The organism is Massilia sp. (assembly GCF_046293535.1).
In the GTDB taxonomy this organism is placed as follows: domain Bacteria; phylum Pseudomonadota; class Gammaproteobacteria; order Burkholderiales; family Burkholderiaceae_D; genus Telluria.
The window spans coordinates 15744-40041 of record NZ_JBKBOV010000007.1 but is presented as its reverse complement, the minus strand read 5'-3'; the positions used below and the strand labels follow the sequence as shown (position 1 = coordinate 40041).

Here is a 24298-nt window from a genome sequence, read left to right as displayed (position 1 = left end):
GCGATGTACGAGACTTATTACGGGCTGTCCGCCAAGCCTTTCCAGCTGCGCCCGGACCCCCACTTCTTCTTCGGCAGCAAGGGCCACAAGCGCGCCATGGCCTACCTCGAGTACGGCCTGTCGCAAGGCGAGGGCTTCATCGTCATCACCGGTGAAGTCGGCGCCGGCAAGACCACCCTGGTGCGCAACCTGCTCAACAAGATTCCGACCGACCAGATCGTCGCCGCCCACATCGTCAACACCAGCCTCGATCCGGAAGACACCCTGCGCATGGTGGTGTCGAGCTTCGGCCTGCCCTACGAGGGCGCCAGCAAGGCCGAGCTGCTGAACCGCCTGGAACAGTTCCTGCGCGGCGTCGACCGCCAGGGCAAACGCGCCCTGCTGGTGATCGACGAAGCGCAGAACCTGAACGCGCGCACGGTCGAGGAACTACGCATGCTGTCGAACTTCCAGACCGACGACCGCTCGCTGCTGCAGACTTTCCTGCTCGGCCAGCCAGAATTTCGCGCCACCTTGCACAGCCCCGGCATGCAGCAGCTGCGCCAGCGCGTGATCGCCAGCTACCACCTGGGACCGATGGACGCGCAGGAGACCCGCGCCTACGTCGAGCACCGCCTGGCCACGGTTGGCTGGCAGGGCGACCCCGCTTTCGACGACGGCGCGCATGCGGCGATCTACGCCTACAGCGGCGGCATCCCGCGCAAGACCAATACCCTGATGGACCGGGTGCTCCTGATGGGCTACCTGGAAGAGATGCACGCCTTCGGCGAAGAAGACGTCAACACGGTGGTGCGCGACATCGCCGAGGAATACCAGCTCCCCGAGGTCATGGGCACGCCGGAGGCCGGCGCCCTGCCGCAAGGGGAGCTGCGCACGGTGGATACCCGCATGGGCGAGCGCCGCGCCGCCAGCGTGGAAGTGCTCGACGAACGCATGATGCGCCTCGAAAAGTCGATCGTCTCGGTACTGTCGATCCTGAAGAAAATCGTCGCCACGCCCCAGGGCGCCGCGGCCCAGCACATGGACAATCAGGAATGAAACCCTACGAACCCGTAGCCCGCCCCGCCCCGGCCCCGGGCGAGCGCATCCGTAACGCGATGACCTGCGACGTCGAGGACTACTTCCAGGTCTCGGCCTTCGCTCCCTACATCGACCGCGACTCCTGGCCCTCGCGCGAATGCCGGGTCGAAGCGAACATGGAACGCATCCTGGCCATCTACGAACGCCACGGCGTGAAGGCCACGTTCTTCACGCTGGGCTGGATCGCCGAGCGCTATCCCGGCATGGTGCGGAGGATCGTCGCCGCCGGCCACGAGCTGGCCAGCCACGGCTACGGCCACCTGCGCGCCTCGGACCAGAGCCGGGCCCAGTTCGACAACGACATCCGATCCAGCAAGGCCCTGCTGGAAGACATCGGCGGCCAGGCCGTGCTGGGCTACCGCGCGCCGAGCTTCTCGATCGGCCACGCCAACCTGTGGGCGCTCGAGGCCCTGCAGGAAGCCGGCTACCGCTACAGCTCGAGCATCTACCCGATCGCCCACGACCACTACGGCATGCCGGACGCGCCGCGCTTCGCCTTCTACCCGCACGGCCCGGACGGCCTGCTGGAGGTCCCCGTCACCACCGTGAACATGCTGGGCCGGAACCTGCCGGCCGGCGGCGGCGGCTACTTCCGCCTGCTGCCCTACGCCCTGTCGCGCTGGATGATGCAGAAAGTGAACCGCGAGGACCGCCAGCCGGCCCTGTTCTACTTCCATCCCTGGGAACTCGATCCGGGCCAGCCGCGCCCGCAGGGCCTGGACGCCAAGTCGCGTTTCCGCCACTACGTCAACATCGAACGCATGGAAGGCCGCCTCGAGCAGCTGGCGCGCGACTTCGCCTGGGACCGCATGGACCGCATCTTCCTCGACCAACGATAAGCACCGCAGCAACACGCACAACAACACCAACAAGGCATAGCACGGCATGAACTCGATCATTGAAGCGGCACAGGCCAAGCGCGCCGCCCCGGTGCTCGCCACCGGACCGCAAACCCTCCACCTCCTGCAGCCGCACGAACGCGCGCGCTGGGATGCGTTCGTACGCGCCTGCCCGGACGCGACCTTCTTCCACCTGTCGGGATGGCAAAAGGTCATCGAAGAATCCTTCGGCATCAAGACCTGGTTCTACTACGTCCAGCAGGATGGCCAGATCCAGGGCGTGCTGCCGCTTGCGGAAATCAAGAGCCGCCTGTTCGGCCACTCGCTGGGCGCGATGCCCTTCTGCGTCTACGGCGGCGTGGCGGCCATCGACGACGGTGCACGTGCGCTGCTCGACGAGGCCGCCGACAAGCTGGCGCGCGAGCTGGGCGTTGGCCACCTCGAATACCGCGGCATGACGCGCGCCCATCCGGACGACAACAGCTGGCACACCAAGGAGCTGTACGTCACCTTCCGCAAGGAGATCAGCGCCGACGACGAGGCCAACATGAACGCCATCCCGCGCAAGCAGCGCGCCATGGTGCGCAAGGGGATCAAGCTGGGCCTGAAGGGCGTGGTCGAGGACAACGTCGACCGCATGTTCGAGGCCTATGCCAACAGCGTGCTGCGCCTGGGCACCCCGGTGTTCCCGAAAAAATACTTTGCGCTGCTGCAGCAGGTCTTCGGCGACGAATGCGAAGTGCGCAGCATTTATACCGAAGACGACCGCCTGGTGGCCTCGGTGCTGTCCTTCTACTGGCGCGACGAGGTCGTGCCCTACTACGGCGGCGGCATGGACCTGGCGCGCGAAGTGGCCGGCAACGACTTCATGTACTGGAACCTGATGCAGGCCGCCGCCGCACGTGGCTGCCGCATCTTCGACTACGGCCGCAGCAAGCTCGGCACCGGCGCCTACGACTTCAAGAAGAACTGGGGCTTTACCGCCACGCCGCTGCCCTACGAGTACAAGCTGTACGGCGCCGACAAGCTGCCGGACAACAATCCGCTGAACCCGAAGTACCAGCTGTTCATCAAGATGTGGAAGAAGCTGCCGCTGCCGGTGGCGAACTTCCTCGGCCCCTATATCGTGCGCAACCTGGGATAAGACGTGGAAGACCTGCTGCTCTTGATCCACCGGATCCCCTACCCGCCCAACAAGGGCGACAAGATTCGTTCCTACCACCTGCTCAAGCACCTGGCGCGCGACTACCGGGTGCACCTGGCGACGTTCGTGGACGATCCCGACGACTGGCAGCACGTGCCGACCGTCGAGAAGATGTGCGCGAGCAGCCATTTCGCGGCCCTGAATCCGACCCTGGCACGGGTGCGCAGCCTGGGTGCGCTGGTCAAGAAGCGCTCGCTCTCGCTCGACTACTACCGCGACGCCGGATTGGCTCGCTGGGTCGACCAGACCGTCGCCGCGCACAAAATCCAGCGGGTGCTGGTGTTCTCGTCGGCGATGGCGCAGTACGCCGACAAGTACCCGAACGCGCGCCGCGTGGTCGACTTCTGCGACGTCGATTCGGACAAGTGGCGCCAGTACGCCGACAAGAAATCCTGGCCAATGAGCTGGCTGTACCGCCACGAGGCGCGCCAGCTGCTGTCCTACGAGCGCCAGGTGGCGCGCGACTACGACGCCTCGCTGTTCGTGTCGGCCCCGGAAGCGGACCTGTTCCGCCAGCTCGCTCCCGAGAGCGATGCGCGCATCGGTTTCTTCAGCAACGGTGTCGACACCGACTACTTCTCGCCCGATGCCGCCGGCCCGTCCCCGTTCAAGGAAGGCGAGCAGGCGATCGTGTTCACCGGCGCCATGGATTACTGGCCGAACGTGGATGCGGTGCAGTGGTTTGCCGGCGAAGCCATGCCGCTGCTGCGCGCGCGCTTCCCCGAACTGCGCTTCTACATCGTCGGCGCACGCCCGGCCCAGGCGGTGCTGGAACTGGCGAAGCAGCCGAACATCGTGGTCACCGGCACGGTGCCGGACGTGCGGCCCTACATCAAGCATGCGCGCGCCGCGGTGGCCCCGCTGCGCATCGCGCGCGGCATCCAGAACAAGGTGCTCGAGGCGATGGCGATGGCCACCCCGGTGGTGGTGACGCCGCAGGCGCTGGAAGGCATCGAGGCCGAGCCGGGCCGCGAACTGGTGCTGGCGCAGGACGCCGCCGGTTTCGTCGAGGCGGTGGCGCTGCTGCTGGCGCGCAGCGGCAACGACATGGGCCTGGCCGCGCGCGCCAGGGTTGAACGCAAGTACAGCTGGCCGAGCAACCTGGCCTGCATCGGGGAGCGACTCGAATGTTCCTGAAACCTCCGCCTGGCGTCGACCAGGCCGCACAGCACGGCATCGCGCTCCCGGCCCCGCGGGCGGGCGCCAGCATTGCCGCGCTGGCCCTGGCCCTGCTGGTCCCGATCCTGCTCTTCTATGGCACCGCCGCTTCGATGGTGGGGATCTGGAACAGTTCCGAGACCTTCGCCCACGGCTACGTGATCCTGCCGGTCAGCCTGTGGCTGATCTGGCGCCAGCGCGCCTGGTTCGCGCGCATTCCGGCGCAGCCCTGGTGGCCGGGGTTGGCGCTGATGGCCGGCGCCGGCGCGGCCTGGCTGGCCGGTCGCATGGGCGACGTCGGGGTGGTGATGCAGTACGCCTTCGTGGCCATGATGCCGCTCGCCGCGCTCACGCTGCTGGGCCCGCGCCTGGCGGCGAAATTCACCTTCCCGCTGCTGTTCCTGCTGTTCGCGGTGCCCTTCGGCGAAGTCTTCGTCGGTCCCCTGATCCAGCATACCGCCGACTTCACGGTGTGGGCGGTGCAAGCCACCGGCATCCCGGTGCTGCGCAACGGCACCCGCTTCGAGCTGCCCACCGGCAGCTGGTCGGTGGTGGAGGCCTGCAGCGGCATCCGCTACCTGATCTCCTCGATCACGCTGGGCTGCCTGTATGCCTACCTGACCTACCGGTCGAACCTGCGGCGCGCCGTCTTCATCGGCATGGCGATCCTGGTGCCGATCGTCGCCAACTGGCTGCGCGCCTACGGCATCGTGATGATCGGCCATACCAGCGGCATGGAACTGGCCACCGGCGTCGACCACCTGGTCTACGGCTGGCTTTTCTTCGGCATCATCATGTTCATCATGTTCTGGGTCGGCAGCTACTGGCGCGAGGACGAGCAGCCGGCGCCAGCCGCCGCAGCCCAGGAAGTGCCAACGCTGGCCGCGGCGCATGGCCCGGCGAAGTCGCTGGTGCCGATCGCGGTAGCCGTGGTGGCGGTAAGCGCCGCCTGGCCGGCCTTCGCCGCCTACAATGACAGCGCTAACCACAACCCGCGCCCGGTCGTCCTGGCGGAGCCCGCCGTTGGCCTGCCGGCGGCCTCGGGTTTCCCCGCGTGGCGCGTCCACTACATGGAACCGGATACCCGTCTTGAGCGCAGCTATCGCGCTCAGGACGGCAGCCCGGTCCTGCTGCAGATGCTGTACTACCGCAACCAGAGCAAGCAGAAGGGCCTGATCAGCTCGGTCAACCGCCTGGTCGGCGAGAAAGACGCTTACCACGAGATCTCGTCCGCGCTGCGCACCGAAACGCTGGGCGGCCGCAGCCTGCCGCTGCGCGAGACGGTGCTGCGCGGTCCGGACGGCCCGCTGCTGGTATGGCACTCCATGTGGGTGGACGGTCGCTACCTGAGCAGCAACGTCGTGGGCAAGCTGCGCCAGGCACAAGGCAAGCTGTGGTTCCGCGGCGACGACGGCGCCCTCGTCGTGCTCGCGGTCCCGGCCGTGGACGGCCAGGATGCGGCGCGCGCCACGCTGCGCGCCTTCACGGCGCAGCACTTTGCGGCGCTCGACGCTGCGCTGAATGCCGCCAAGGGGCCCGTCAGATGAGCGTTGCACTGCCCGCCGCATCGGCCTGCGTGGAGGCGCCGTTGGTCGCGCACCTGATCTATCGTCTCGACATCGGGGGCCTGGAGACCCTGTTGGTGGACACGATCAACCGCATGCCTGCCGGGTGCTACCGGCATGCGGTGATCTGTCTTACCGACTACACCGATTTCGCGCAGCGCATCACTCGTCCGGATGTGGCGCTGTTCGCGCTGCACAAGCCGCCCGGCCTGGCCCTGGGCACCCACGCCGACCTGTTTCGCTTGCTGCGCCGCTTGCGCCCGGCGATCCTGCACACCTATAACCTCGGCGCCATCGAATATGCCGCCACGGCCTGGGCCGCCGGCGTGCCGGCACGGGTACATGCCGAACACGGACGCGACGCGCGCGATCCGCAGGGCCTCAATCCGAAGCACAACCTGCTGCGCCGCCTGCTGGTCCCCTTCATCGACCGCTACGTGCCGGTCTCGCACGATCTGCGAGGCTGGCTGGAGAGCACGGTGCGGATCCCGAAGCGCAAGTTGCAGCTGATCGACAATGGCGTCGACACCGAGCGCTTCCATGCGGGTGCCAATGCCGGCGTTGCGGAAGCCTGGCAGGACCCGGACGCATTCGTGATCGGTACCGTCGGGCGCCTGCAGGACGTCAAGGACCAGGTCACCCTGATTGATGCTTTCGACATCCTGCGCCGCGACCTGCCAGGCGAGCGCCTGCGCCTGGTACTGGTTGGCGACGGCCCGCTGCGCGCGTCGCTCGAAGCCCGTGTCCAGGCGGCCGGCCTGCAAGACAGTGTCTGGTTCGCCGGCGCGCGCGCTGACGTGGCGCCGGTGATGCGCAGTTTCTCGCTGTTCGCACTGTCCTCGATCGCCGAGGGCACCCCGGTCACCATGCTGGAAGCGATGGCCAGCGAGCTGCCGGTAGTGTCCACCGCCGTCGGCGGCATCCCCGAACTGGTGGCGCATGGGAACAGCGGCACCCTGGTGCCGTCGGGGGACGCCCGCGCCATGGCCGCCGCGATCGTCCCGTATGTGCGAGACCGCGCGCTGGCGCGCCGCCACGGCGCCGCAGGCCGCGCGCGTATCGAACAGAAATACAGCATGCGAGCCATGCTGGCAGCCTACGTCGCCCTGTACGACGAGCTGTGCCACACCAAGAAAACACCGAGAAAAGCGATCACACCATGTGCGGAATAGTTGGAATTTTTGACATGCAAGGCAGCCGCGCCATCGACCGCGGGCTGCTGCACCGAATGAACGAAAGCCAGTTCCACCGCGGGCCGGTGGAAGGCGATCTGCACCTCGAGCCAGGACTGGGCTTCGGTCACCGCCGGCTGTCGATCATTGCGCTCGAAGCCGGGCTGCAGCCCCTGTTCAACGAGGACGAGACCATCGCCCTGGTGTTCAATGGCGAGATCTACAACTTCCGCGAGCTGCGCGCCGAGCTGCAGGGCCTGGGCCACGTGTTCCGCACGCCTTCCGACAGCGAGACCATCGTGCACGCCTACGAACAGTGGGGCGAGGCCTGCGTGAACCACCTGCGCGGCATGTTCGCCTTCGCGATCTGGGACCGCCCGAAAAAGACCCTGTTCCTGGCGCGCGACCGCATCGGCATCAAGCCGATGCATTATGCGCTGCTGCCCGACGGGATGTTCGCCTTCGGCTCGGAACTGAAATCACTGCTCACCCTGCCGAACCTGAGCCGCGAGATCGACCCGCTGGCGGTCGAAGAATATTTCGCCTACGGCTACGTGCCGGAACCGCGCACCATCTTCACCGGCGCGAAAAAGCTGCTGCCGGGCCATACCCTGACCCTGCGCGTCGGCCAGCCGCTGCCGACATCGAAGCAGTACTGGGACGTCCCTTTCACCCCGCATGCACCCATGAGCGAACGCGACATGGAAGCCCAGCTGGTGGAGCGCCTGCGCGAGGCGGTGCAGAGCCACCTGATCTCGGACGTGCCGCTGGGCGCCTTCCTGTCCGGGGGCGTCGACTCGAGCGCGGTGGTAGCGATGATGGCTGGCGTGACCGACGGCCCGGTCAACACCTGTTCGATCGCCTTCAACGACCCGGCCTTCGACGAATCCGAGTACGCGCGCCAGGTGGCCGAGCAATACAAGACCACGCACCAGTGCGAGACCGTGGACAAGGACGACTACGGCTTGCTCGACACCTTGGCGGCCCTGTACGACGAGCCCTATGCCGACAGCTCGGCGATCCCGACCTACCGCGTCTGCCAGCTGGCCAGGAAGCGCGTGACCGTGGCCCTGTCGGGTGACGGCGGCGACGAGAACTTCGCCGGCTATCGCCGCCACCGCATGGCGATGGGCGAGAACCGCGTACGCTCGCTGCTGCCGCTGGCCGTGCGCAAGCCGGTGTTCGGCCTGCTCGGCGCCGCTTACCCGAAGGCCGACTGGGCGCCACGCATGTTCCGCGCCAAGACCACCTTCGAAGCGCTGGCGCGCGACCTCACCGAGGGTTACTTCCACGGCGTGTCGATCAACAACGACCGCATCCGCAACCAGCTGTTTTCAAACGGCTTCAAACAGCGCCTGCAAGGCTACCGCGCGGTCGAAGTGATGCGCGGCTATGCCGCCGGTGCGCCGACCGACGACCCGCTGTCGCTGATCCAGTACCTCGACATGAAGACCTACCTGCCGGGCGACATCCTGACCAAGGTCGATCGCGCCAGCATGGCCCATGCGCTGGAAGTGCGCGTCCCCCTGCTCGACCACCAGTTCGTCGAGTGGGTCTCGGGCCTGCCTTCGAATACCAAGCTGCGCAACGGCGAGGGCAAGCACATCTTCAAGAAGGCGCTGCAGCCCTACCTGTCGGACGATATCCTGTATCGCAAGAAGCAGGGCTTCTCGATCCCGCTGGCGGCCTGGCTGCGCGGACCGCTGGCGGAAAGCATGCGCCGGGCAGTGCTCAATCCAGCCCTGCTCGACACTGGCATCTTCAATCCGGACTTCCTCAAGCGGATGGTGGACGAACACCAGTCGAGCGCGAAAGACCACAGCACGACCCTGTGGTCGGTGCTGATGTTCGACGCTTTCCTGCGCAACAACGGCGCTGCAGGGTCCAGCGCTGCCGCCCCCGCCATCGCAGTCGCCGCATGAAGATCCTGACGTTCAGCACCTTGTTTCCGAATACGGAGAAACCCGGCCACGGCATCTTCGTGGAAACGCGCCTGCGCCACCTGGTCGCGACCGGCCAGGTGCAGGCGCGCGTGGTGGCGCCGGTGGCTTGGTTCCCGTCCACGCATCCGCGTTTTGGCAACTACGCGAAAATGGCCAGGGTGCCACGCGCCGAAGTACGTCACGGGCTGGAGGTGGCGCACCCGCGCTACCCGGTACTGCCGAAAATCGGCATGAACGTCGCGCCGCTGCTGCTGGCGCAGGCGGCCAAGCCGGCGATCGCGCGCATCCTCGACGAAGGCTTTGACTTCGACCTGATCGACGCCCACTATTTCTATCCGGACGGCGTGGCCGCGGCCATGCTGGCGCGTCACTTCAACAAGCCCCTGGTCGTCACGGCACGCGGCTCCGACATCACCCTGCTGCCGCAGTACGCGCTGCCGCGCCGGATGATCAAGTGGGCGGCGCGCCGCGCCGATGCCGTCATCACCGTCTGCAATGCGCTGCGCGACGAAGTCGTGGCGCTGGGCGTGCAGCCTGAGCGCGTGACGTCGCTGCGCAACGGCGTCGATCTGCAACTGTTCCACCCGATCGAGCGTCGGCCGGATCCGCTGTTCACGCTGCTCGCTGTCGGTCACCTGGTGCCGGTCAAGGCGCAGGAGCTGATCGTCGCAGCCCTGCCCCTGCTGCCGGGCGTGCGCCTGGTAGTGGCCGGCGACGGCCCAAACCGCGGTATGCTGGAAGAGCTGGCGCGCCGTCTGCAGGTGGGCGACCGGGTGCAGTTCCTGGGTGCCGTACCGCAGGCAAACCTGCGCGAGCACTACGGAAACGCTGACGCTTTGGTGCTGGCCTCCTCGCGCGAAGGGTGGGCTAACGTGTTGCTCGAGTCGATGGCTTGCGGCACCCCGGTAGTCGCCAGCCGCGTCTACGGCACGCCTGAGGTGGTGGCGGCGCCGGAAGCGGGCGTCCTGATGGCCGAACGCACGCCCCAGGGCGTGGCCGATGCCGTCAATGCGCTACGCGCGAACTACCCCGACCGCGCCGCCACGCGCCGCTACGCCGAAGGCTTCAGCTGGGACGACACCAGTGCCGGCCAGCTTCGCCTGTTCCGCGAGGTGCTGGAGCGCCGCGCGTCCCGCGTGGCCGGGCAGCCGGTCGTCCTGGGCGAAAGATAAGGAATACGAGGATGGAATCACTTCTGTGGGCACTGGACCTGCTCGCGGTCAGCTACCTGTGCCTGTGGGCGCTGCGCACCGACAAGGCCGAGGCAGAAGCCGAGGCCAAAGCCAAAACCGATGCCGGCGACAAACCGGCCAAGCCGAGGCAAGGATCGAAGAATGCGTGACGTCCTGTTACTAGCCCTGCTTCCGGTACTGCTGTATGCGATGCTGCAGCGGCCTTTCATTGCCTTGGCCATGTGGCCCTGGACCGCACTGTTCTTTCCCAATGGCTGGGTGTACGGTGCGGCCAGCAGTATCCGCTACAACCTGCTGTTTGCAGGCGTGACCATCCTGACTTACCTGATACAGAAGAACAAGCCGAAATTCCACCTTACCGGACTCGGCGTGATGATCCTGCTGTTCTTCATCTGGACCACCATAAGCACGGCCATGGCGCTGAGCCCATCGGCAGTCGCCTGGGAACACTGGAACCGCTTTTCGAAAGTCGTCGCCCTGTTCGTGTTCATTCTCGCCATCGTCGAAAAGAAGCTCCATATCGACGTGCTGTTGTGGGGTGTGGTCTTGTCGGTCGGCTTCTACGGCAGTCTCGAGGCCCTCAAGTATCTCGCCAGCGGCGGCAATCACATGATCGCCGGCATGACCGGCCACGTCCTGGGCGATCGTAACGAGCTGGCCCTGGCGTTCGTCATGACCTTGCCGATCTGCGTCTACCTGCTCGGGGAGTACGGAGCCCGCTCGCGCCTGCTTCAGCTTGGCCTGATCGGCGTCATGTGCATGCTCGTTTTCGCCGTCATCGGGACCCAGTCGCGCGGCGGATTCATGGCGCTGCTGGCGCTGGGCGGCTACCTGTTCCTGAAGAGCGAGCGCAAGGGCCTGCTGACGGTGCTGACGGTGATCGTGGTCGCCGTGCTGGCAAACGTGGCATCGTCCGAATGGGCGGCCCGTATCGATACCATCGAATCGGCCAACGAGGATGCTTCCTTCATGGGACGGGTCGTCGCCTGGAAACTGAGCTTCATCCTGGCGACACAGAACCCCTTCTTCGGCGGCGGCTTCAAGGCACTGGAAACGTTCACAGTATGGGCGCAGCTGTCGACGCACTTCCATGAATATGCCTGGTTCTACACGGGCGACGCCCTGCCGACGACCACGTTTGCGCGCGCCGCGCACAGCGTCTATTTCCAGGTGCTGGGCGACCATGGCTTCGTCGGGCTGTTCATCTACCTTGCCTGCCTGGTGACTGCCTGGCGCAAAGCCGGACGCGCGGCCAAAAAGGTCAAGCGGGCAGGTGGGCCGGTATGGCTGTCCACCATGTCGACCATGATACAGCTGAGTATCTTTGCCTTCGCCTTCGGCGGCGCGGCGCTCAGCTTCGCTTATTTCGACCTGATTTTCACTTTATTCGGGCTGACGATCGTCATCGAGAAGCGCTTGGTCCCCGCCGAACTGGCCAAACTGGCGCCGGCGGCGGTCAGCAAGGTCGCCATCCGCCGCCCCCATGCGTCACCTGCCGGCCTCGAAGAAGTGCGAATCCTGCGCCGTGGACACGACAAGACCGCGTAATCATCAAGGATCATGAATCAAGCCAGAACAACAACGCGCCTCAGCGATAGCGTGATCCGCACGCTGGGCGACGCCATCGCTCCCCGAGGCGCCGGCGAGGGACGCCTTTGCATCGTCAATTACCACCGCATCCTGGAACGCCCCGATCCGCTGCTGGCGTCCGAGCCGACCGTCGAGACCTTCCACTGGCAGATGGAGCTGCTGGCCAGTTGCTTCAACGTGCTTCCCCTGCACGATGCCCTCGAGATGCTGAAGGCCGAACGCATGCCGCCGCGCGCGGTGGCGATCACTTTTGACGATGGCTATCGTTCCACGCATGACCTGGCCTTGCCGGTGCTGCAGCAGTACCAGCTTCCCGCCACCGTGTTCGTGACTACCGGCCACATCGACAAGGGCAGCATGTGGAACGACGTCATCCTCGAAGCGGCGCGGCGCCTGCCTCGCGGCGAACTCGAACTGAGCGACATCGGCTTCGGCAGCTATCCCTTGCACACGCCCCAGGACCGCCAGAACGCCGTCCAGGCCCTGACCGAACGCTCGAAGTACCTTCCTCCCGCCGGACGGGCGCAGTTGAACCATAAGCTGGAAACGCTGGTCGGCTGCTCGCTGGAGCAGGAACTGATGCTTACGCGCGACATGTTGCTGGCGCTGAACCGGGCGGGGGTCGAGATCGGTGGCCACACGATCACCCATCCGATCCTGACCTGCGTCGACGATGCGACGGCGCAAGCGGAAATCGCTGGAAACAAGCAGCATCTGGAGTCGATCATCGGCAAACCGGTACGCCTGTTCGCCTACCCGAACGGCAAGCAGGGCATCGACTTCGATGAGCGCCATGCGCAGATGGTGCGCGAAGCAGGCTACAGCGCGGCGTTCACGACGGCGGTTGGCCCCGTGACGCGTCATACCGGCCGTTATACGATTCCGCGCAGCCGCCCGTGGGATAATCATCGGATGAAGTTCGCAGGCCGCCTGCTTTACTGGCTGGCTGGGAGGGCCGCATGAGCCAGCTCAAGAAGTCGCTGGGCCTGTCCTTCGTGACCCAGTACAGCGAAATGGCGATCCAGTTCATCGGCGTCATGTTCCTGGCCCGCCTCATTACACCGGAAGAGATCGGCATCTATTCAGTTGCCGCCTTCCTGATGGCGCTGCTGCACGTGTTCCGCGATTTCGGCGTCGGCAAATACCTGATCCAGGTCGAGGAGCTGACGGCGGAACGAATCCGCTCCGCCTATGGCGTCGCGATCATCCTGGCATGGGGCATCGCCCTGCTGCTGTACGCCTGCGCGCCCCTGGTCGCGCGCTTCTACGACGAGCCACGGGTGGTCGACATCCTGGCCGTGATGGCTTGCAGCTTCGCCGTGACGCCACTCGGCGGCCTCCTGACCTCGATCTTCAGGCGCAACATGCAGTTCAAGAAGATCCTGATCGTCCGGGTGGTCAGCTCCGTCTCGCACGTCATCACCGCGGTCAGCCTGGGATACCAGGGTTACGGCGCACTGAGTCTGGCATGGGCAAATTTCGCAGGCATCCTGTCCTTCGGCATCGCCGCAGTGGTCTTGCGCGACAAGGGAACGCCCTTCGTCCCCAGCTTCAGGAAGATCAGGGAAATCCTGTCCTTCGGCAGCGTCAACAGCCTCGGCAATATCGTCACGGTCCTCGGCACCAACGGTCCCGATGTCATCATCGGCAAGGCCATCAGCCTGGCGGCATCCGGCTATTTCAGCCGGGCCAACGGCCTGGTGCAGATGTTCAGGACGCTCGTCAACGGCGCCATCGTGCCGCTGGTGCTGCCATATTTCGCCCAGCTGCGCCGCGAAAAGGGCGATCCGGCGTTGGCATACCGCGCCGCGGTCGAGTACCTTACCGTGTTCGCCTGGCCCTTCTACGCCGTGATGGCCCTGCTGGCCCTGCCAACGGTACGCGTGCTCTTCGGGCTGCAATGGGATGCGTCGGTTCCCGTCGTGCAGGTCCTGTGCATCATGGGGGCTGCCGTCTGCCTGACATCTTTCGCCGGCGATGTGATGATCGCTTTCGGCAAGGTCGGACAGGCCACCGCAAGCCAGGTGCTGACGCAGCCGGTGCGCATCCTGGCCATCCTCGTGGCCAGCCCCTTCGGCCTGGTTGCCGTTGCCGTCGCACTGGTGCTGGCCGAGTGCTATACCGTGGCGATCACGTCGCGCCAACTGTATGCGGCGACGGGCATCGAACTCGCCGGCGTGCTGCGCGCTACCGGAAAGAGCGCCCTCGTCACGCTCACCAGCGCTATCGGCCCTGCAATGGTGATGCTGCTGTTCATGAATGGCAAGCACCCCTGGCTGGAACTCGTGGTAGGAGCTTGCGGCGCCTTGGTGGGCTGGTTCGCCGGTATCGTCCTGACCGGACACCCGATCAAGGCTCACTTATACCAGGCACGCGAATGGGTTGCGATGAGGATGCGCGGATGAGATATCAAGCAACAATAACAGAGAAGAGAATGCGATCCGGACAGATTAACGTCGGGTTCTGCGAGAATGGCGCAGGCTACGGCGGCGCCATCATCTCGCTCGCCGCGTTCCTCGAGAAAATTCCTCCCGAGTTCAAACCACACATCTTTACCAGCATCGGCACCGAGCCCTACCAGCGACTCGCCCGCGTGGGCGACTGGCGCCACCTGCGCCCGGTCACCCTGGTCGGCCAGAGACGCCTGCGCCAGTTCGGCCAGCGCTTCGGATCGGTCCTGGATAATGCGGTGAATCTCCTGCCCTATGCGCTGCGCCATTACTGGGCATTCCGGGCCAAGCGTATCCAGCTGGTCTACCTGAACAATGACTGCAGCTGCAACCTCGCGGCCGCCATGGCCGCCAAGATGGCCGGACTGCCGCTAGTGCTGCATGCGCGCGGGTTCAACGCCGACACCCGCGGCAACCGCTGGGTGCTCGAACAGCTCGACCATTGCATTCCGGTGTCCCATGCCGTCAAGGCGGAACTGGTCACCCTCGGCCTCCCGCCGACAAAATGTACCGTCGTGCCGGAAGGGCTGGATCTCGATCTGTTCCACGTGCGCCCGCCCAGCCAGGCCATCCGCGCCGAGCTCGGCCTTGCCGGGAACGAACCGGTCATTACTCTGGTCGGCGGACTGGTCGACTGGAAAGGACAGGATGTGTTACTCGACGCGGCACCGGAAATCCTGGCGCGTTTCCCCAGTGCCCGCATCTTGCTGGTCGGGTCGGCCTACGGCAAGGACAACCAGTTCGCCGAGATGATTACACGGCGCGCCGCAGCGCCGGACCTGCACGGGCGGGTGCACATGCTGGGTTCGCGCAAAGATATTCCCGACATCCTGTCGATGAGTTCGGTCGTCCTGCATGCATCGACCAAACCGGAACCCTTCGGCCGCACCTTCCTGGAAGGCATGGCCATGGGCAGGCCGACCATCGCGTCCAACGAAGGCGGACCGCTGGATGTGATCGAGCACGAGCTCGACGGCCTCCTGATCGAGCCGCGCAAACCGGCCGTCCTCGCGGCAGCGGTCACGCGTCTGCTGTCCGAACCGGCCTTTGCGGCACGGCTCGGGGAGAATGCCGCGCGCAAGGCGCGCCAGTATTCGATCGAGCACCACGCCAGCGCCATCAGCCAGGTGTTGCACCGAACGCTGCAAACCAGCGCCGTCAGCTGAGGATAAAAGCTGGACACCACCGAAGGCGCCGCAATTCCACGCTGCAATAATTTACATTAAATTGCAATGTAAATATACGGTATTTCAGCCAAAAGAGACGGTAAGTACACATTGCAAAAAATCTTGAATGCAAGTCGGTATAATATTTACAGCATAAACCGATCGTTCTTTTTTGGGATTGCGGTCTGGCCGCAACAAGACAATGCCCGTTACCGTCAGCCTCGTCATACCGTCATATAACCGTGCCAGCCTGGTCGCTCAGACCATCGACAGTGCTCTCGCCCAACATAAGGCTTTTCATGAAATCATCGTGGTTGACGATGGTTCGACGGACGATACGGCGCGCGTATTGGCGGGATTCGGCGACAGGATCAAAATGGTTTCCCTGCCGAACGGTGGCGTGCAGGTCGCGCGCAACACAGGTGTCGCACTTGCGACAGGCGAATATATCGCCTTGTGCGATTCCGATGACCTGCTGGCCCCGGACTTCGTTGCAACAGCTGCGGATTGGTTCGGCCGCCATCCGGAGTTCCAGGCGTTTTACAGCAATTTCGTTACCTTTAACGACCTCGGCATCTTTCCAGACAAGTTCTCTAGCGCACCTCAAGGGTTTTTCGATGGTGCCCGGGTCGAAGGCGATTTTTTATATGATATCCCCGACCTGTACGTCAGGACCATGGTCTATCAGCCGCTGTTCGTATCGGGTTGTATCTTCAGCAAAGCGCTCTACCAGCGCCTGGGTGGCTTCGACCTGGCCTTCCACGATGTCGGCGCCGAAGACTGGGAATTCACGCTGCGGGTACTCGAAGCCGGCAGGACTGTGTTGTGCAAGCGGCCGCTGGTACATATCCGCAAACACGCCTCGAACGAGTCGGGGGATTCAATGCGGCAGGTACGGGGCGCCGCATACATCCTCGAATACGCCCTGAATCGTCATATGATCGCTGCGGGCTATCGCGACATCATTCTCGGCCATATTCGCGACAGGCGCGTGGGCGTGTTCCACGTCGCCTTCGGCCGCGGTGACTTTGTAACGGCACAGGAAATGCTAAATTTGCTGAACGAACGGCCGGCGGAGCTCAAGTTCATGTGCAAAGCGGTGATGACACGCCTGCCCGCACCGCTGCGCCATATTGCCTGGACAATCCTTCAGTCTGTTCGCCCTGCTGGCCCGGCAAGCATTCGCAAGCCTGTGCACGTAGCTTAGTAGTCGTCAGCAACAAAGACTTCGCGCGGGCCAGGATGCTGGCCTCCACACCGGTAGCGCCATGAGCATACCGTCGTATTAGCACAGCCATAAAATCCTTAAAATCAGCAATTATTAATAAAAAGTGAATACATTGGAACGAATGGAATTTCGTTTACAATAACTCGTCAGTATGAGATCGATGCTTGTCAGACGGTCTACTGATGATGCATGCTACTGCTGCGCCACAAGCTACTGCCCAACACACTTTCATTACCGCTGAGGGTGCTGTGACATGAGCATGCAATCGTCTTGCTGCACAAAAAACGAAAGCCATGAAGCGGTCGTGCATCCTGGATGCAGTCTCGCTACGCTGGATTCCTTCTCAACACAGCGCTTCCGAGAAATGAAACTTTTCTACTACAAAGACCCGATTGGCAATTTCGGGGATGACCTGAATTCTCTCATCTGGTACAGCCTCGCGCCGGAACTGTTCGACGAGGACGATTCCGAAGTCCTGGTCGGCATCGGCACGCTGATCAACAGCCGCGCCCCCCTTGCTCCGACCAAGTACGTGTTCGGCTCCGGCGTCGGCTACCACCAGTTCCCGACGATCGACGAAAAGTGGCAGTTTTACTGCGTACGCGGTCCCCTGTCGGCCCAGCGCCTCGGTATTTCTCCTTCGCTGGCCATTACCGATCCGGCAGTCCTGCTGACGCAGGTCCTGCCCGCCCGGCCCGTGGAGCAGACCGGCATGGTGTCCTTCATGCCGCATCACGCCAGCTCGCGCTTCGCCGACTGGAAGGCATTGTGCGAGAAGGCGGGAATAAATTACATCGACCCTGCCTATGACATCCACGAAACTATCTTCCAGATGCGCCGTTCGCGGCTCGTGATCGCTGAAGCGATGCATGCGGCAATCGTCGCGGATGCCTTGCGGGTGCCATGGGTCCCGGTCGCCTGCTATGACCACATCCTCGATTTCAAATGGCAGGATTGGTGCCAGTCGCTCGACATGCCGTACACGCCGCAAACGATCGCGAGCATTTACGATATGGAGCGCAACTTTACGCCGATGGAAAAATTCAAGACCTCGGTCAAGCGCAACCTGCGCAAGATGGGCATCTGGACCGACAACTGGACGCCGCCGGTGCCGGAAACGAATCGCGCCGACATGGAGGACACGGTGGTCGAGGCGCTCGGCAAGCTGGCACAGCACGGAACGCCGTGCCTGAGCGAAGAGCGCAATCACCTGGAATCGATCGAGCGGCTGATGGAGAAACTCGATGAGGTGCGGCGCGACGTGGTGCACCGCCGCAACGGCGCCCGCCCGCGCGCGGTCGAGCAGACTGCCTTGCGGGCTTAGACGAGCACTTCGCGCGCCGCCGGATGCCCCAGGAAGGCAGCCGGGCTGGCGCTCATGCCATAGGCGCCCGACTGGAACACGACCACCAGGTCGCCCACCTCGGCGCGCGCCAGATCCATGCGGTCGGCCAGCAGGTCGAGCGGCGTGCACAATGGACCGACCACCGACGCCACCTCGGTCTCGCCTGCAAGCATGCGGTTGCCGATCGCAACAGGATAATTCTTGCGGATCACCTGCCCGAAATTACCGGACGCCGCCAGGTGATGGTGCAGGCCGCCGTCAGTGACCAGGAAGACCTGACCGCGCGAGATCTTGCGGTCAACCACGCGCGCCACGTAGACGCCCGCTTCACCCACCAGGTAGCGTCCCAGTTCGATCGACAGCGTGGCATGCGGCAGCGCCGCCTGCACGCGCGGCAGCAGCGCCTCGAGGCCGGCGCCGATCGGCGCCAGGTCGAGCGGCGCCTCGCCCGGAAAATAGGGAATACCGAAGCCCCCGCCGATGTTGAGCATGCGTACCGGGCCAGGTGCCGCATCGGCAAGGTTCAGCGCCAGTTCGACCGTCTGCGCCTGCGCCTCAATGATCGCGTCGGCCTTCAGGCTCTGCGAGCCGCTGAAGATATGAAAGCCCAGCACGTCCAATCCCAGCTGCGCGGCCAGCGCCAGCATGCGCGGCGCTTGCTCGGCGTCGATGCCGAACTGCTTGGCGCCGCCGCCCATGCGCATGCCCGAACCCTTCAGTTCGAAATCCGGGTTGATGCGCAAGACCAGTTGCGGAGCGATGCCGAGCTCGCCGCCCAGGCGCGCCACCGCCCGGATCTCGCGTTCCGATTCGGCATGGATGCAGGTCCCGGCGGCGATCGCCTGGCGCAGCTCGGCGTCCGACTTGCCGGGACCGGCAAAGCTGATGCGTTGCGGTGCCATGCCGGTATCGAGCGCCACCGCCAGTTCGCCGCCGGAGGCAACGTCGAGGCCGTCGACCAGGCCGGCCAGGTGCTGGACCAGGGCCGGCATCGGATTGGCCTTGACCGAATAATGCAGTTCCAGCGCGGCCGGAAGGTGGGCGCGCAGGTGGCGCACCCGCTCGGTAAGCAGACTGCGGTCGTAGGCATAGAAAGGCGTGCTGCCGACCCGCTGGGCCAGGCGGGTCAGCGGAATGCCGCCGACCTGCAGGCAGCCGTCGACGACGGGAAAGCCGGCTTGCGGCGCATGGACTGGTTTGGTGCTCATGGTCTCAATTTTTGTCGAACAGCGCGATGAACGGCGCGCGCAAGGCTGGACGGTCGAACTTGCCGTTCGGGTTGCGGGGCAGCGGGCCAGAACGCAATTCGACATGGGCCGGCACCATCCAGGCGGGCAGGCGGCGCTGGCATTCCTTTTGCAGGACGGCCGGAGACAATCCAGGCTCGCGCGCCACCGCCAGCAGGACGATGCCCTGCCCAAGGGTGGGATGGGGCACGCCGAAGGCGACCGCTTCCTCGACCAGGCCGCTCGCATGCACGGTCTCCTCGACCTCGCTCGGGCTGACGCGGTAACCCGACACCTTGATCAGGTCGTCGCTACGGCCGATGAAGTACAGGTAGCCGTCCTCGTCGCGGCGCACGGTGTCGCCCGACCATACGGCCAGTTCGGTGAGCGGCAGGGCTGGATCCTGGCCGGGAGCCGGGCGGAAGCGTTCAGCGGTCTTCACCGGGTCGTTCCAGTAGCCGAGCGAGACCAGGGCGCCCCGATGCACCAGCTCGCCCGGCTCATCGGCCTCGCACAGGCTGCCGTCCGGACGCACCACCAGCACCTCGGCATTCGGGATCGCGCGGCCCATCGAACCGGGCCGGCGCGCCAGCTCCTGAGGCGGCAGGTAGGTTGAGCGGAAGGCTTCGGTCAGGCCGTACATCAGGAACAGATCGGCCTTCGGCAGCACGGCGCGCAGCGCGTCGACGGTGGCGCCGGGCATGGCGCCGCCCGAATTGGTCAGGTAGCGCAGGCTGCACTCCGCCGGCCAGTCCAGCTGCGCCAACTGGATCCACAGCGGCGGCACCGCGGCCAAGCCGGTGATGCGCTCGGCAACGACGGCCTTGAGGACGTCACGCGGGAACAGGTGGTTGATCAGGACCACGGCCGCGCCACTGAGGAAGGCCGTGGTGAGCTGGCTCAGGCCATAATCGAAACTGAGCGGCAGCACGGCGAGAACGCGGTCGTCCCCGGTATTGCCGAGGTAGCCGGCAACGCTGCGGGCGCCGGCCACGATGTTCCGGTGCGACAGTACCACTCCCTTCGGCTTGCCGGTGCTGCCCGAGGTGTACAGGATGGCGGCCATGTCGGCGTCGATGGCGCCGTGAGGGCGCGCAGCGCCCGGTTCGCGGTCGGCGTCCCAGGCCAGGATGTGGCAAGCGGACGGCGCCTGGGGCAGCGCCGCGGCCGCAGCACCGACCACGATCACGGTATGCAGGTCGGGGCAATGCGCCAGCTCGTCGGTCAGCTGGCGCAGGCGCTCGCTCGAAGTCACCAGCACGCGTGCATTGCAGTCCGCCAGGATGTGGGCCACCTGCGGCGCCTTCAGCAGCGGGTTGACCGGCACGAACACGGCGCCGGCGGCGGACGCGCCGAACATCGCCGCCACCGTTTCGATCCGCTTTTCAAGGTAGACCGCAACCCGCTCGCGCGGCTGCAGCCCGGCCTCCAGCAGCATGACGGCCGCGCCGCGCACGGCCCTTTCCAGTCCCGCGTAGTCGAGCCGTTCGTTGCCGTACGCCAGCGCTTCGGCGGCGGGCAGCCGGCGCGCGGTCGTGAAAATCAAATCGTGAACCAGGTCGCTCATTCAAACCTTTTTGTACGGGGCGGGAGGGTAGGGAAAAGCGGGCGCCATCTTAACATTTTCGATTCCAAACGGAACAACAAACCGAGGCCACACCCCTTATACTATGTTGTCTAACTTGAAAATTTCTGACATGACGGAACAGCGCCCCAGGATACCGATCGCCCCCGTGCTGTCGCGTGCCTCGTTCGTCTCTGTTCCCGGCCGGCGGCCGCGCTCGGTGCTCGATGCCGGACAGGTGCGCAAGGTGACTAGCGGCAGGGTGGCGATCGCGCTCGCGCTGCGCCGGATGGGCGTCAAGGCGGGCGACCAGGTGCTGGTGCCGGCCTACCACAGCGCGTCGATGGTGCCTCCGGTGCGCTGGTGCGGGGCGACACCGGTATTCTACCGGATCGGGCCTGACGCCTCGGTCGACCTGGCGGATGTCGGAGCCCGGCTCGGCCCGGCGACGCGGGCCATGATGGTGACCCATTATTTCGGCTTCCCCCAGGACATGGCGGCGATCCGCGCCTTCTGCGACGCCCACGGTATCGGGTTGCTGGAAGACTGCGCCCACGGCTTCTTCGGCGAGCACGGGGGCCGCCCGCTCGGCTCCTGGGGCGATTATGCGATCGCCAGCAGCATGAAGTTCTTTCCGACCTACGAGGGCGGCTGCCTGGTCTCGAGCCGCCACCGGCTCGACGAGATCGCGCTGCGCTCGGCAGGCCTCGGTTTCGAGGCCAAGGCTGCGCTGGCGGCGCTGGAAAACAGTTTCGCCCATGGACGCCTGCCCCTCGTACGGATGCTTCTGCGCCTGCCCCTGCGGCTGAAGGACCTGGCCTGGAACGCGCTCAAGTCGCGCCGCGCCGTGCCGTCCGGGACCGATCCGGCGAGCACGCCGGCCCTGGCGCCGGCTTCGTCCGACAGCGGCTTCGACTTCGAACCGCACTGGGTCGACAAGCGCTCGTCCTGGTTCTCGCGGACGGTGATGGCGCTGGCCTCCAGCACCCGCATCGCCGCCCTGCGGAGGCGCCACTATCTGATGATCGAAGAAGCGGTGCGCGGCCTGGGTGGCTGCCGCCCGCTGTTCGCGCGGCTGCCCGAGGACGTGGTGCCCTGGCAGTGCCCGCTGCTGTTCGACGATCCGGACACCGCGTTCGAACGGCTGCACGCAGCCGGGGTGCCGCTGGTGCGCTTCGGCCTGCCGCGCTGGCCGGGCGCGGATGCCGCCACTTGCGCCAACAGCGCAATGCTGGCGCACCATGTGCTGGCCCTGCCCTGTCACCAGGAACTGCGTGCGGACGAGCTGGCGTGGATGACCGGGCAGCTGCGCACCGCGCTGCAGCCGAGGGTGCAAGCCGCATGAAGTGGCATTTCGTCTCCGCCAGGGGTTTTGCCCGGCACGTCGAGGAATGGACGCGCCTGCACGGCGAAGGACCGGCCTCGCCACTGCTGGCCGCCGACTTCGTGCTGCCGCTGCTGGAGCATTTCGCTTCCGGCGGCGAACTACTGGCCATCTGCCGCCAGGACGGCCAGACCCTGGCGATGGCGGTGCTCGCACCCGGCGGCCGCGCACGCTGGCAAACCTTCCAGCCGGCCCAGGCGCCGGTCGGGATCTGGCTGCAGCGCCCCGGCCTGGACAGCGCCGCCCTGAGCGCGGCGCTGGTACGCGCCCTGCCCGGCTTCGCCCTGGTGCTGGGACTGACCCAATGCGATCCGGAATTATATCCGCGTCCACCGGATGCCGGCTGCGTGCAGACGCTCGACTACATCCTGACTGCCCGCATCAGCATTCGCGGGGATTTTGCGCAATACTGGGAAGGGCGCGGCAAGAATTTGCGCAGCAACCTCAAGAAACAGCGCGCCAGGCTGGAGCGCGAAGGTATCGTGCCTCGGCTGGAAGTGCTGCGCGCCTCCGAGGCGGTGGCGGCAGCGGTGGCGGACTACGGCAATATGGAAAGCACGGGTTGGAAAGCCGGCGGCGGCACCGCGGTCCATGCCGACAACGACCAGGGGCGCTTCTACCGCGACATGCTGCAAGCATTCTGCTTGCGCGGCGCGGGCTGCATCTACCGCTACTGGTTCGGAGAGCGGCTGGTAGCGAGCGACCTGTGCATCGAAGGACCGGATTGCATCGTGGTGCTCAAGACCGCCTACGACGAATCGGTGGACAAAGCGCTGTCGCCCACCCTCCTGATGCGCGAGGAAGAAACTCGGCACCTGTTCGAGCTGGGGCGTGTCAAGCACATCGAGTTCTACGGCAAGGTCATGGAATGGCATCTTCGCTGGACGGATGAGGTGCGCACGCTCTACCATCTCAACACTTACCGCTGGCCGGCGCTGCGCAGCTGGCATCGCAGGCTGCAGGCCCGCGCGGCGGGCACTCAATCATCGGAGCAACAATGTATTTGAACGAAGTCAGGAACATCCTCACCGACGTGCTCAACCTTGGTCCCACAGGCGAAACCCTCACCGCGGACTCGCCCCTGCTGGGCAGCCTGCCCGAACTCGATTCGATGGCGGTGGTGAGCCTGATCGGCGCGCTCGAGGAGCAGTTCGGCATCCTGGTCGACGACGACGAGATCAGCGCCAGCACTTTCGCCACCCTGGGTAGCCTGGCGGCCTTCGTGCAGGAAAAGCGCGGCGAATGAGCCAAGCCCCGGCAGGCGCCCCCGAACCCTTCTTCCTGCGGGTCGACGGCGGAGAGCGTTTCTGTCTGTTCCACCCGCCACTGGCCGCCTGCCGCGGCGCGCTGCTCTACGTGCATCCGTTTGCCGAAGAGCTGAACCGCTCGCGGCGCCAGGCCGCGCTGCAGGCGCGCGCCCTGGCGGCAAGCGGCTACGGCGTGCTGCAGGTCGACCTGCACGGCTGCGGCGACAGCAGCGGCGATTTCGTCGATGCACGCTGGAACGGCTGGAAGCGCGACCTGGAGGCCGCCGCCGCCTGGCTCGATGCGCGCCTGGGCCAGCCGCTGACCCTGCTGGGTCTGCGGCTTGGCGCCGCGCTCGCGCTCGACTTTGCCCGCACCAGCGACACCCCGCCGGCGGCGATCGTCCTGTGGCAACCGGTCCTTGGCGGACAAGGCTTCATGACCCAGTTCCTGCGTACCCGCATCGCTGCCGACATGCTGGCCGGCGGCGACACCCGGAGCGGCACCGCCGCCTTGCGCGCCACCCTGGCCCGCGGCGAAACCTTGGAAGTGGCCGGCTACGAAGTGCATCCGGAACTGGTGCGCGCGGTCGATGCTCTCGACGACACGGCGCTGGCGCCGCGCGGCCTGCCGGTATACTGGTTCGAGTTGGCGGCAACGAGCGGCCGCCCACCCTCGTCCGCCGCGACCAATACCGCGCGGCTCTGGCGCGCCCTGGGCGTGCAGCTGCAGTTGCGCCAGGTCCTCGGCCCGCAGTTCTGGGCCACCCCGGAAATCAGCATATGCCCGGACTTGGTGGCGGCCACCTGTGAAGCGCTGAAGGAGCAGACCGATGCAGCTTGACGCCGTGCCGAGCGCTGCGCTGCGCTACGACGAGAAAGCGCTCGCCTTCCCATGCGCGGGCGAGTGGCTGGTCGGCGTGGCCACGCTGCCCGCGCCGCCTGCC

Annotated in this window: 21 protein-coding genes; 19 read left to right on the top strand and 2 right to left on the bottom strand. The window is 65.5% G+C overall.

The genetic code is table 11. The annotated features are described in order from the left end of the window. Nucleotides 1-3: 3 nt before the first annotated feature. The 15 genes from ACK4S9_RS05830 (at nt 4) to ACK4S9_RS05760 (ending at nt 17912) form a co-directional block, all read left to right on the top strand. Complete coding sequence (locus ACK4S9_RS05830) at nt 4-1038, top strand: XrtA/PEP-CTERM system-associated ATPase (protein ID WP_409722757.1); 1035 nt, start codon at nt 4-6, stop codon at nt 1036-1038. Next, nucleotides 1035-1919 carry an XrtA system polysaccharide deacetylase gene (locus ACK4S9_RS05825; RefSeq protein WP_409722753.1) on the top strand — a complete coding sequence of 295 codons (885 nt, stop codon included), beginning with the start codon at nt 1035-1037 and terminating at the stop codon, nt 1917-1919. Before ACK4S9_RS05830 ends, ACK4S9_RS05825 begins: the two co-directional genes overlap by 4 nt. Before the next feature lie 46 nt (nt 1920-1965). After that, complete coding sequence (locus ACK4S9_RS05820) at nt 1966-3063, top strand: FemAB family XrtA/PEP-CTERM system-associated protein (protein WP_409722750.1); 1098 nt, start codon at nt 1966-1968, stop codon at nt 3061-3063. A 3-nt stretch (nt 3064-3066) separates the two neighbouring features. After that, on the top strand, nt 3067-4260 hold the full coding sequence (locus ACK4S9_RS05815) for a TIGR03087 family PEP-CTERM/XrtA system glycosyltransferase (protein ID WP_409722748.1): 1194 nt from the start codon (nt 3067-3069) through the stop codon (nt 4258-4260). Continuing rightward, entirely contained in the window at nt 4251-5828 is a 1578-nt protein-coding gene (xrtA, locus tag ACK4S9_RS05810) for an exosortase A (protein WP_409722745.1), read from the top strand. Before ACK4S9_RS05815 ends, xrtA begins: the two co-directional genes overlap by 10 nt. Continuing rightward, nucleotides 5825-7018, top strand: a complete 1194-nt coding sequence (locus ACK4S9_RS05805) for a TIGR03088 family PEP-CTERM/XrtA system glycosyltransferase (protein WP_409722742.1) — start codon at nt 5825-5827, stop codon at nt 7016-7018. The genes xrtA and ACK4S9_RS05805 overlap by 4 nt, the downstream gene beginning before the upstream one ends. After that, the gene (locus tag ACK4S9_RS05800; protein WP_409722739.1) at nt 7006-8940 is read left to right on the top strand and encodes an XrtA/PEP-CTERM system amidotransferase; all 1935 of its coding nucleotides are present in this window, start codon (nt 7006-7008) and stop codon (nt 8938-8940) included. Before ACK4S9_RS05805 ends, ACK4S9_RS05800 begins: the two co-directional genes overlap by 13 nt. Next, nucleotides 8937-10133 (top strand): glycosyltransferase family 4 protein, encoded by a 1197-nt coding sequence (locus ACK4S9_RS05795; protein WP_409722736.1) that lies wholly within the window; start codon nt 8937-8939, stop codon nt 10131-10133. The genes ACK4S9_RS05800 and ACK4S9_RS05795 overlap by 4 nt, the downstream gene beginning before the upstream one ends. Nucleotides 10134-10144: 11 nt before the next feature. Beyond that, on the top strand, nt 10145-10303 hold the full coding sequence (locus tag ACK4S9_RS05790; RefSeq protein WP_409722734.1) for a hypothetical protein: 159 nt from the start codon (nt 10145-10147) through the stop codon (nt 10301-10303). Next, nucleotides 10254-11702: a putative O-glycosylation ligase, exosortase A system-associated gene (locus ACK4S9_RS05785; RefSeq protein ID WP_409722731.1), complete on the top strand. Its 1449-nt coding sequence runs from the start codon at nt 10254-10256 to the stop codon at nt 11700-11702. The genes ACK4S9_RS05790 and ACK4S9_RS05785 overlap by 50 nt, the downstream gene beginning before the upstream one ends. Nucleotides 11703-11714: 12 nt before the next feature. After that, complete coding sequence (locus tag ACK4S9_RS05780) at nt 11715-12707, top strand: polysaccharide deacetylase family protein (RefSeq protein WP_409722728.1); 993 nt, start codon at nt 11715-11717, stop codon at nt 12705-12707. Then, nucleotides 12704-14149, top strand: coding sequence for a lipopolysaccharide biosynthesis protein (locus ACK4S9_RS05775; RefSeq protein ID WP_409722725.1), 1446 nt, complete (start codon nt 12704-12706; stop codon nt 14147-14149). The genes ACK4S9_RS05780 and ACK4S9_RS05775 overlap by 4 nt, the downstream gene beginning before the upstream one ends. A gap of 29 nt (nt 14150-14178) precedes the next feature. After that, nucleotides 14179-15360 carry a glycosyltransferase family 4 protein gene (locus ACK4S9_RS05770; protein ID WP_409722722.1) on the top strand — a complete coding sequence of 394 codons (1182 nt, stop codon included), beginning with the start codon at nt 14179-14181 and terminating at the stop codon, nt 15358-15360. Nucleotides 15361-15562: 202 nt separating this feature from the next. Next, a complete protein-coding gene (locus ACK4S9_RS05765) occupies nt 15563-16567 on the top strand; it encodes a glycosyltransferase (protein WP_409722719.1) in 1005 nt (334 codons plus the stop codon). Nucleotides 16568-16841: 274 nt separating this feature from the next. Then, nucleotides 16842-17912: a polysaccharide pyruvyl transferase family protein gene (locus ACK4S9_RS05760; protein ID WP_409722716.1), complete on the top strand. Its 1071-nt coding sequence runs from the start codon at nt 16842-16844 to the stop codon at nt 17910-17912. Here ACK4S9_RS05760 and ACK4S9_RS05755 read toward each other — a convergent pair. Further along, on the bottom strand, nt 17909-19141 hold the full coding sequence (locus ACK4S9_RS05755) for a pyridoxal-dependent decarboxylase, exosortase A system-associated (RefSeq protein WP_409722713.1): 1233 nt from the start codon (nt 19139-19141) through the stop codon (nt 17909-17911). The two genes, ACK4S9_RS05760 and ACK4S9_RS05755, sit on opposite strands and share 4 nt — an antisense overlap. Nucleotides 19142-19145: 4 nt before the next feature. Next, the gene (locus ACK4S9_RS05750; protein WP_409722710.1) at nt 19146-20726 is read right to left on the bottom strand and encodes an acyl-CoA ligase (AMP-forming), exosortase A system-associated; all 1581 of its coding nucleotides are present in this window, start codon (nt 20724-20726) and stop codon (nt 19146-19148) included. 130 nt (nt 20727-20856) lie between these two features. Here ACK4S9_RS05750 and ACK4S9_RS05745 point away from each other — a divergent pair, with 130 nt between their 5' ends. Genes ACK4S9_RS05745 through ACK4S9_RS05730 form a run of 4 tightly spaced genes read left to right on the top strand, consistent with a single transcriptional unit; the run spans nt 20857 to nt 24195 of the window. Continuing rightward, nucleotides 20857-22068 carry a DegT/DnrJ/EryC1/StrS family aminotransferase gene (locus ACK4S9_RS05745; RefSeq protein WP_409722707.1) on the top strand — a complete coding sequence of 404 codons (1212 nt, stop codon included), beginning with the start codon at nt 20857-20859 and terminating at the stop codon, nt 22066-22068. Then, on the top strand, nt 22065-23114 hold the full coding sequence (locus ACK4S9_RS05740; RefSeq protein ID WP_409722705.1) for a GNAT family N-acetyltransferase: 1050 nt from the start codon (nt 22065-22067) through the stop codon (nt 23112-23114). The genes ACK4S9_RS05745 and ACK4S9_RS05740 overlap by 4 nt, the downstream gene beginning before the upstream one ends. Continuing rightward, nucleotides 23105-23353, top strand: coding sequence for an acyl carrier protein (locus ACK4S9_RS05735; protein ID WP_409722702.1), 249 nt, complete (start codon nt 23105-23107; stop codon nt 23351-23353). Before ACK4S9_RS05740 ends, ACK4S9_RS05735 begins: the two co-directional genes overlap by 10 nt. Beyond that, nucleotides 23350-24195, top strand: a complete 846-nt coding sequence (locus ACK4S9_RS05730) for a hydrolase 2, exosortase A system-associated (protein ID WP_409722699.1) — start codon at nt 23350-23352, stop codon at nt 24193-24195. Before ACK4S9_RS05735 ends, ACK4S9_RS05730 begins: the two co-directional genes overlap by 4 nt. Nucleotides 24196-24298 lie beyond the last annotated feature (103 nt).

Excerpts from the sequence above, each read along its gene's own strand:
- ACK4S9_RS05830 (WP_409722757.1), top strand. The coding sequence starts at position 4 with ATGTACGAGACTTATTACGGGCTGTCCGCCAAGCCTTTCCAGCTGCGC.
- ACK4S9_RS05825 (WP_409722753.1), top strand. The coding sequence starts at position 1,035 with ATGAAACCCTACGAACCCGTAGCCCGCCCCGCCCCGGCCCCGGGCGAG.
- ACK4S9_RS05820 (WP_409722750.1), top strand. The coding sequence starts at position 1,966 with ATGAACTCGATCATTGAAGCGGCACAGGCCAAGCGCGCCGCCCCGGTG.
- xrtA (WP_409722745.1), top strand. The coding sequence starts at position 4,251 with ATGTTCCTGAAACCTCCGCCTGGCGTCGACCAGGCCGCACAGCACGGC.
- ACK4S9_RS05805 (WP_409722742.1), top strand. The coding sequence starts at position 5,825 with ATGAGCGTTGCACTGCCCGCCGCATCGGCCTGCGTGGAGGCGCCGTTG.
- ACK4S9_RS05800 (WP_409722739.1), top strand. The coding sequence starts at position 7,006 with ATGTGCGGAATAGTTGGAATTTTTGACATGCAAGGCAGCCGCGCCATC.
- ACK4S9_RS05795 (WP_409722736.1), top strand. The coding sequence starts at position 8,937 with ATGAAGATCCTGACGTTCAGCACCTTGTTTCCGAATACGGAGAAACCC.
- ACK4S9_RS05790 (WP_409722734.1), top strand. The coding sequence starts at position 10,145 with ATGGAATCACTTCTGTGGGCACTGGACCTGCTCGCGGTCAGCTACCTG.
- ACK4S9_RS05785 (WP_409722731.1), top strand. The coding sequence starts at position 10,254 with ATGCCGGCGACAAACCGGCCAAGCCGAGGCAAGGATCGAAGAATGCGT.
- ACK4S9_RS05780 (WP_409722728.1), top strand. The coding sequence starts at position 11,715 with ATGAATCAAGCCAGAACAACAACGCGCCTCAGCGATAGCGTGATCCGC.
- ACK4S9_RS05775 (WP_409722725.1), top strand. The coding sequence starts at position 12,704 with ATGAGCCAGCTCAAGAAGTCGCTGGGCCTGTCCTTCGTGACCCAGTAC.
- ACK4S9_RS05770 (WP_409722722.1), top strand. The coding sequence starts at position 14,179 with ATGCGATCCGGACAGATTAACGTCGGGTTCTGCGAGAATGGCGCAGGC.
- ACK4S9_RS05765 (WP_409722719.1), top strand. The coding sequence starts at position 15,563 with ATGCCCGTTACCGTCAGCCTCGTCATACCGTCATATAACCGTGCCAGC.
- ACK4S9_RS05760 (WP_409722716.1), top strand. The coding sequence starts at position 16,842 with ATGAGCATGCAATCGTCTTGCTGCACAAAAAACGAAAGCCATGAAGCG.
- ACK4S9_RS05755 (WP_409722713.1), bottom strand. The coding sequence starts at position 19,141 with ATGAGCACCAAACCAGTCCATGCGCCGCAAGCCGGCTTTCCCGTCGTC.
- ACK4S9_RS05750 (WP_409722710.1), bottom strand. The coding sequence starts at position 20,726 with ATGAGCGACCTGGTTCACGATTTGATTTTCACGACCGCGCGCCGGCTG.
- ACK4S9_RS05745 (WP_409722707.1), top strand. The coding sequence starts at position 20,857 with ATGACGGAACAGCGCCCCAGGATACCGATCGCCCCCGTGCTGTCGCGT.
- ACK4S9_RS05740 (WP_409722705.1), top strand. The coding sequence starts at position 22,065 with ATGAAGTGGCATTTCGTCTCCGCCAGGGGTTTTGCCCGGCACGTCGAG.
- ACK4S9_RS05735 (WP_409722702.1), top strand. The coding sequence starts at position 23,105 with ATGTATTTGAACGAAGTCAGGAACATCCTCACCGACGTGCTCAACCTT.
- ACK4S9_RS05730 (WP_409722699.1), top strand. The coding sequence starts at position 23,350 with ATGAGCCAAGCCCCGGCAGGCGCCCCCGAACCCTTCTTCCTGCGGGTC.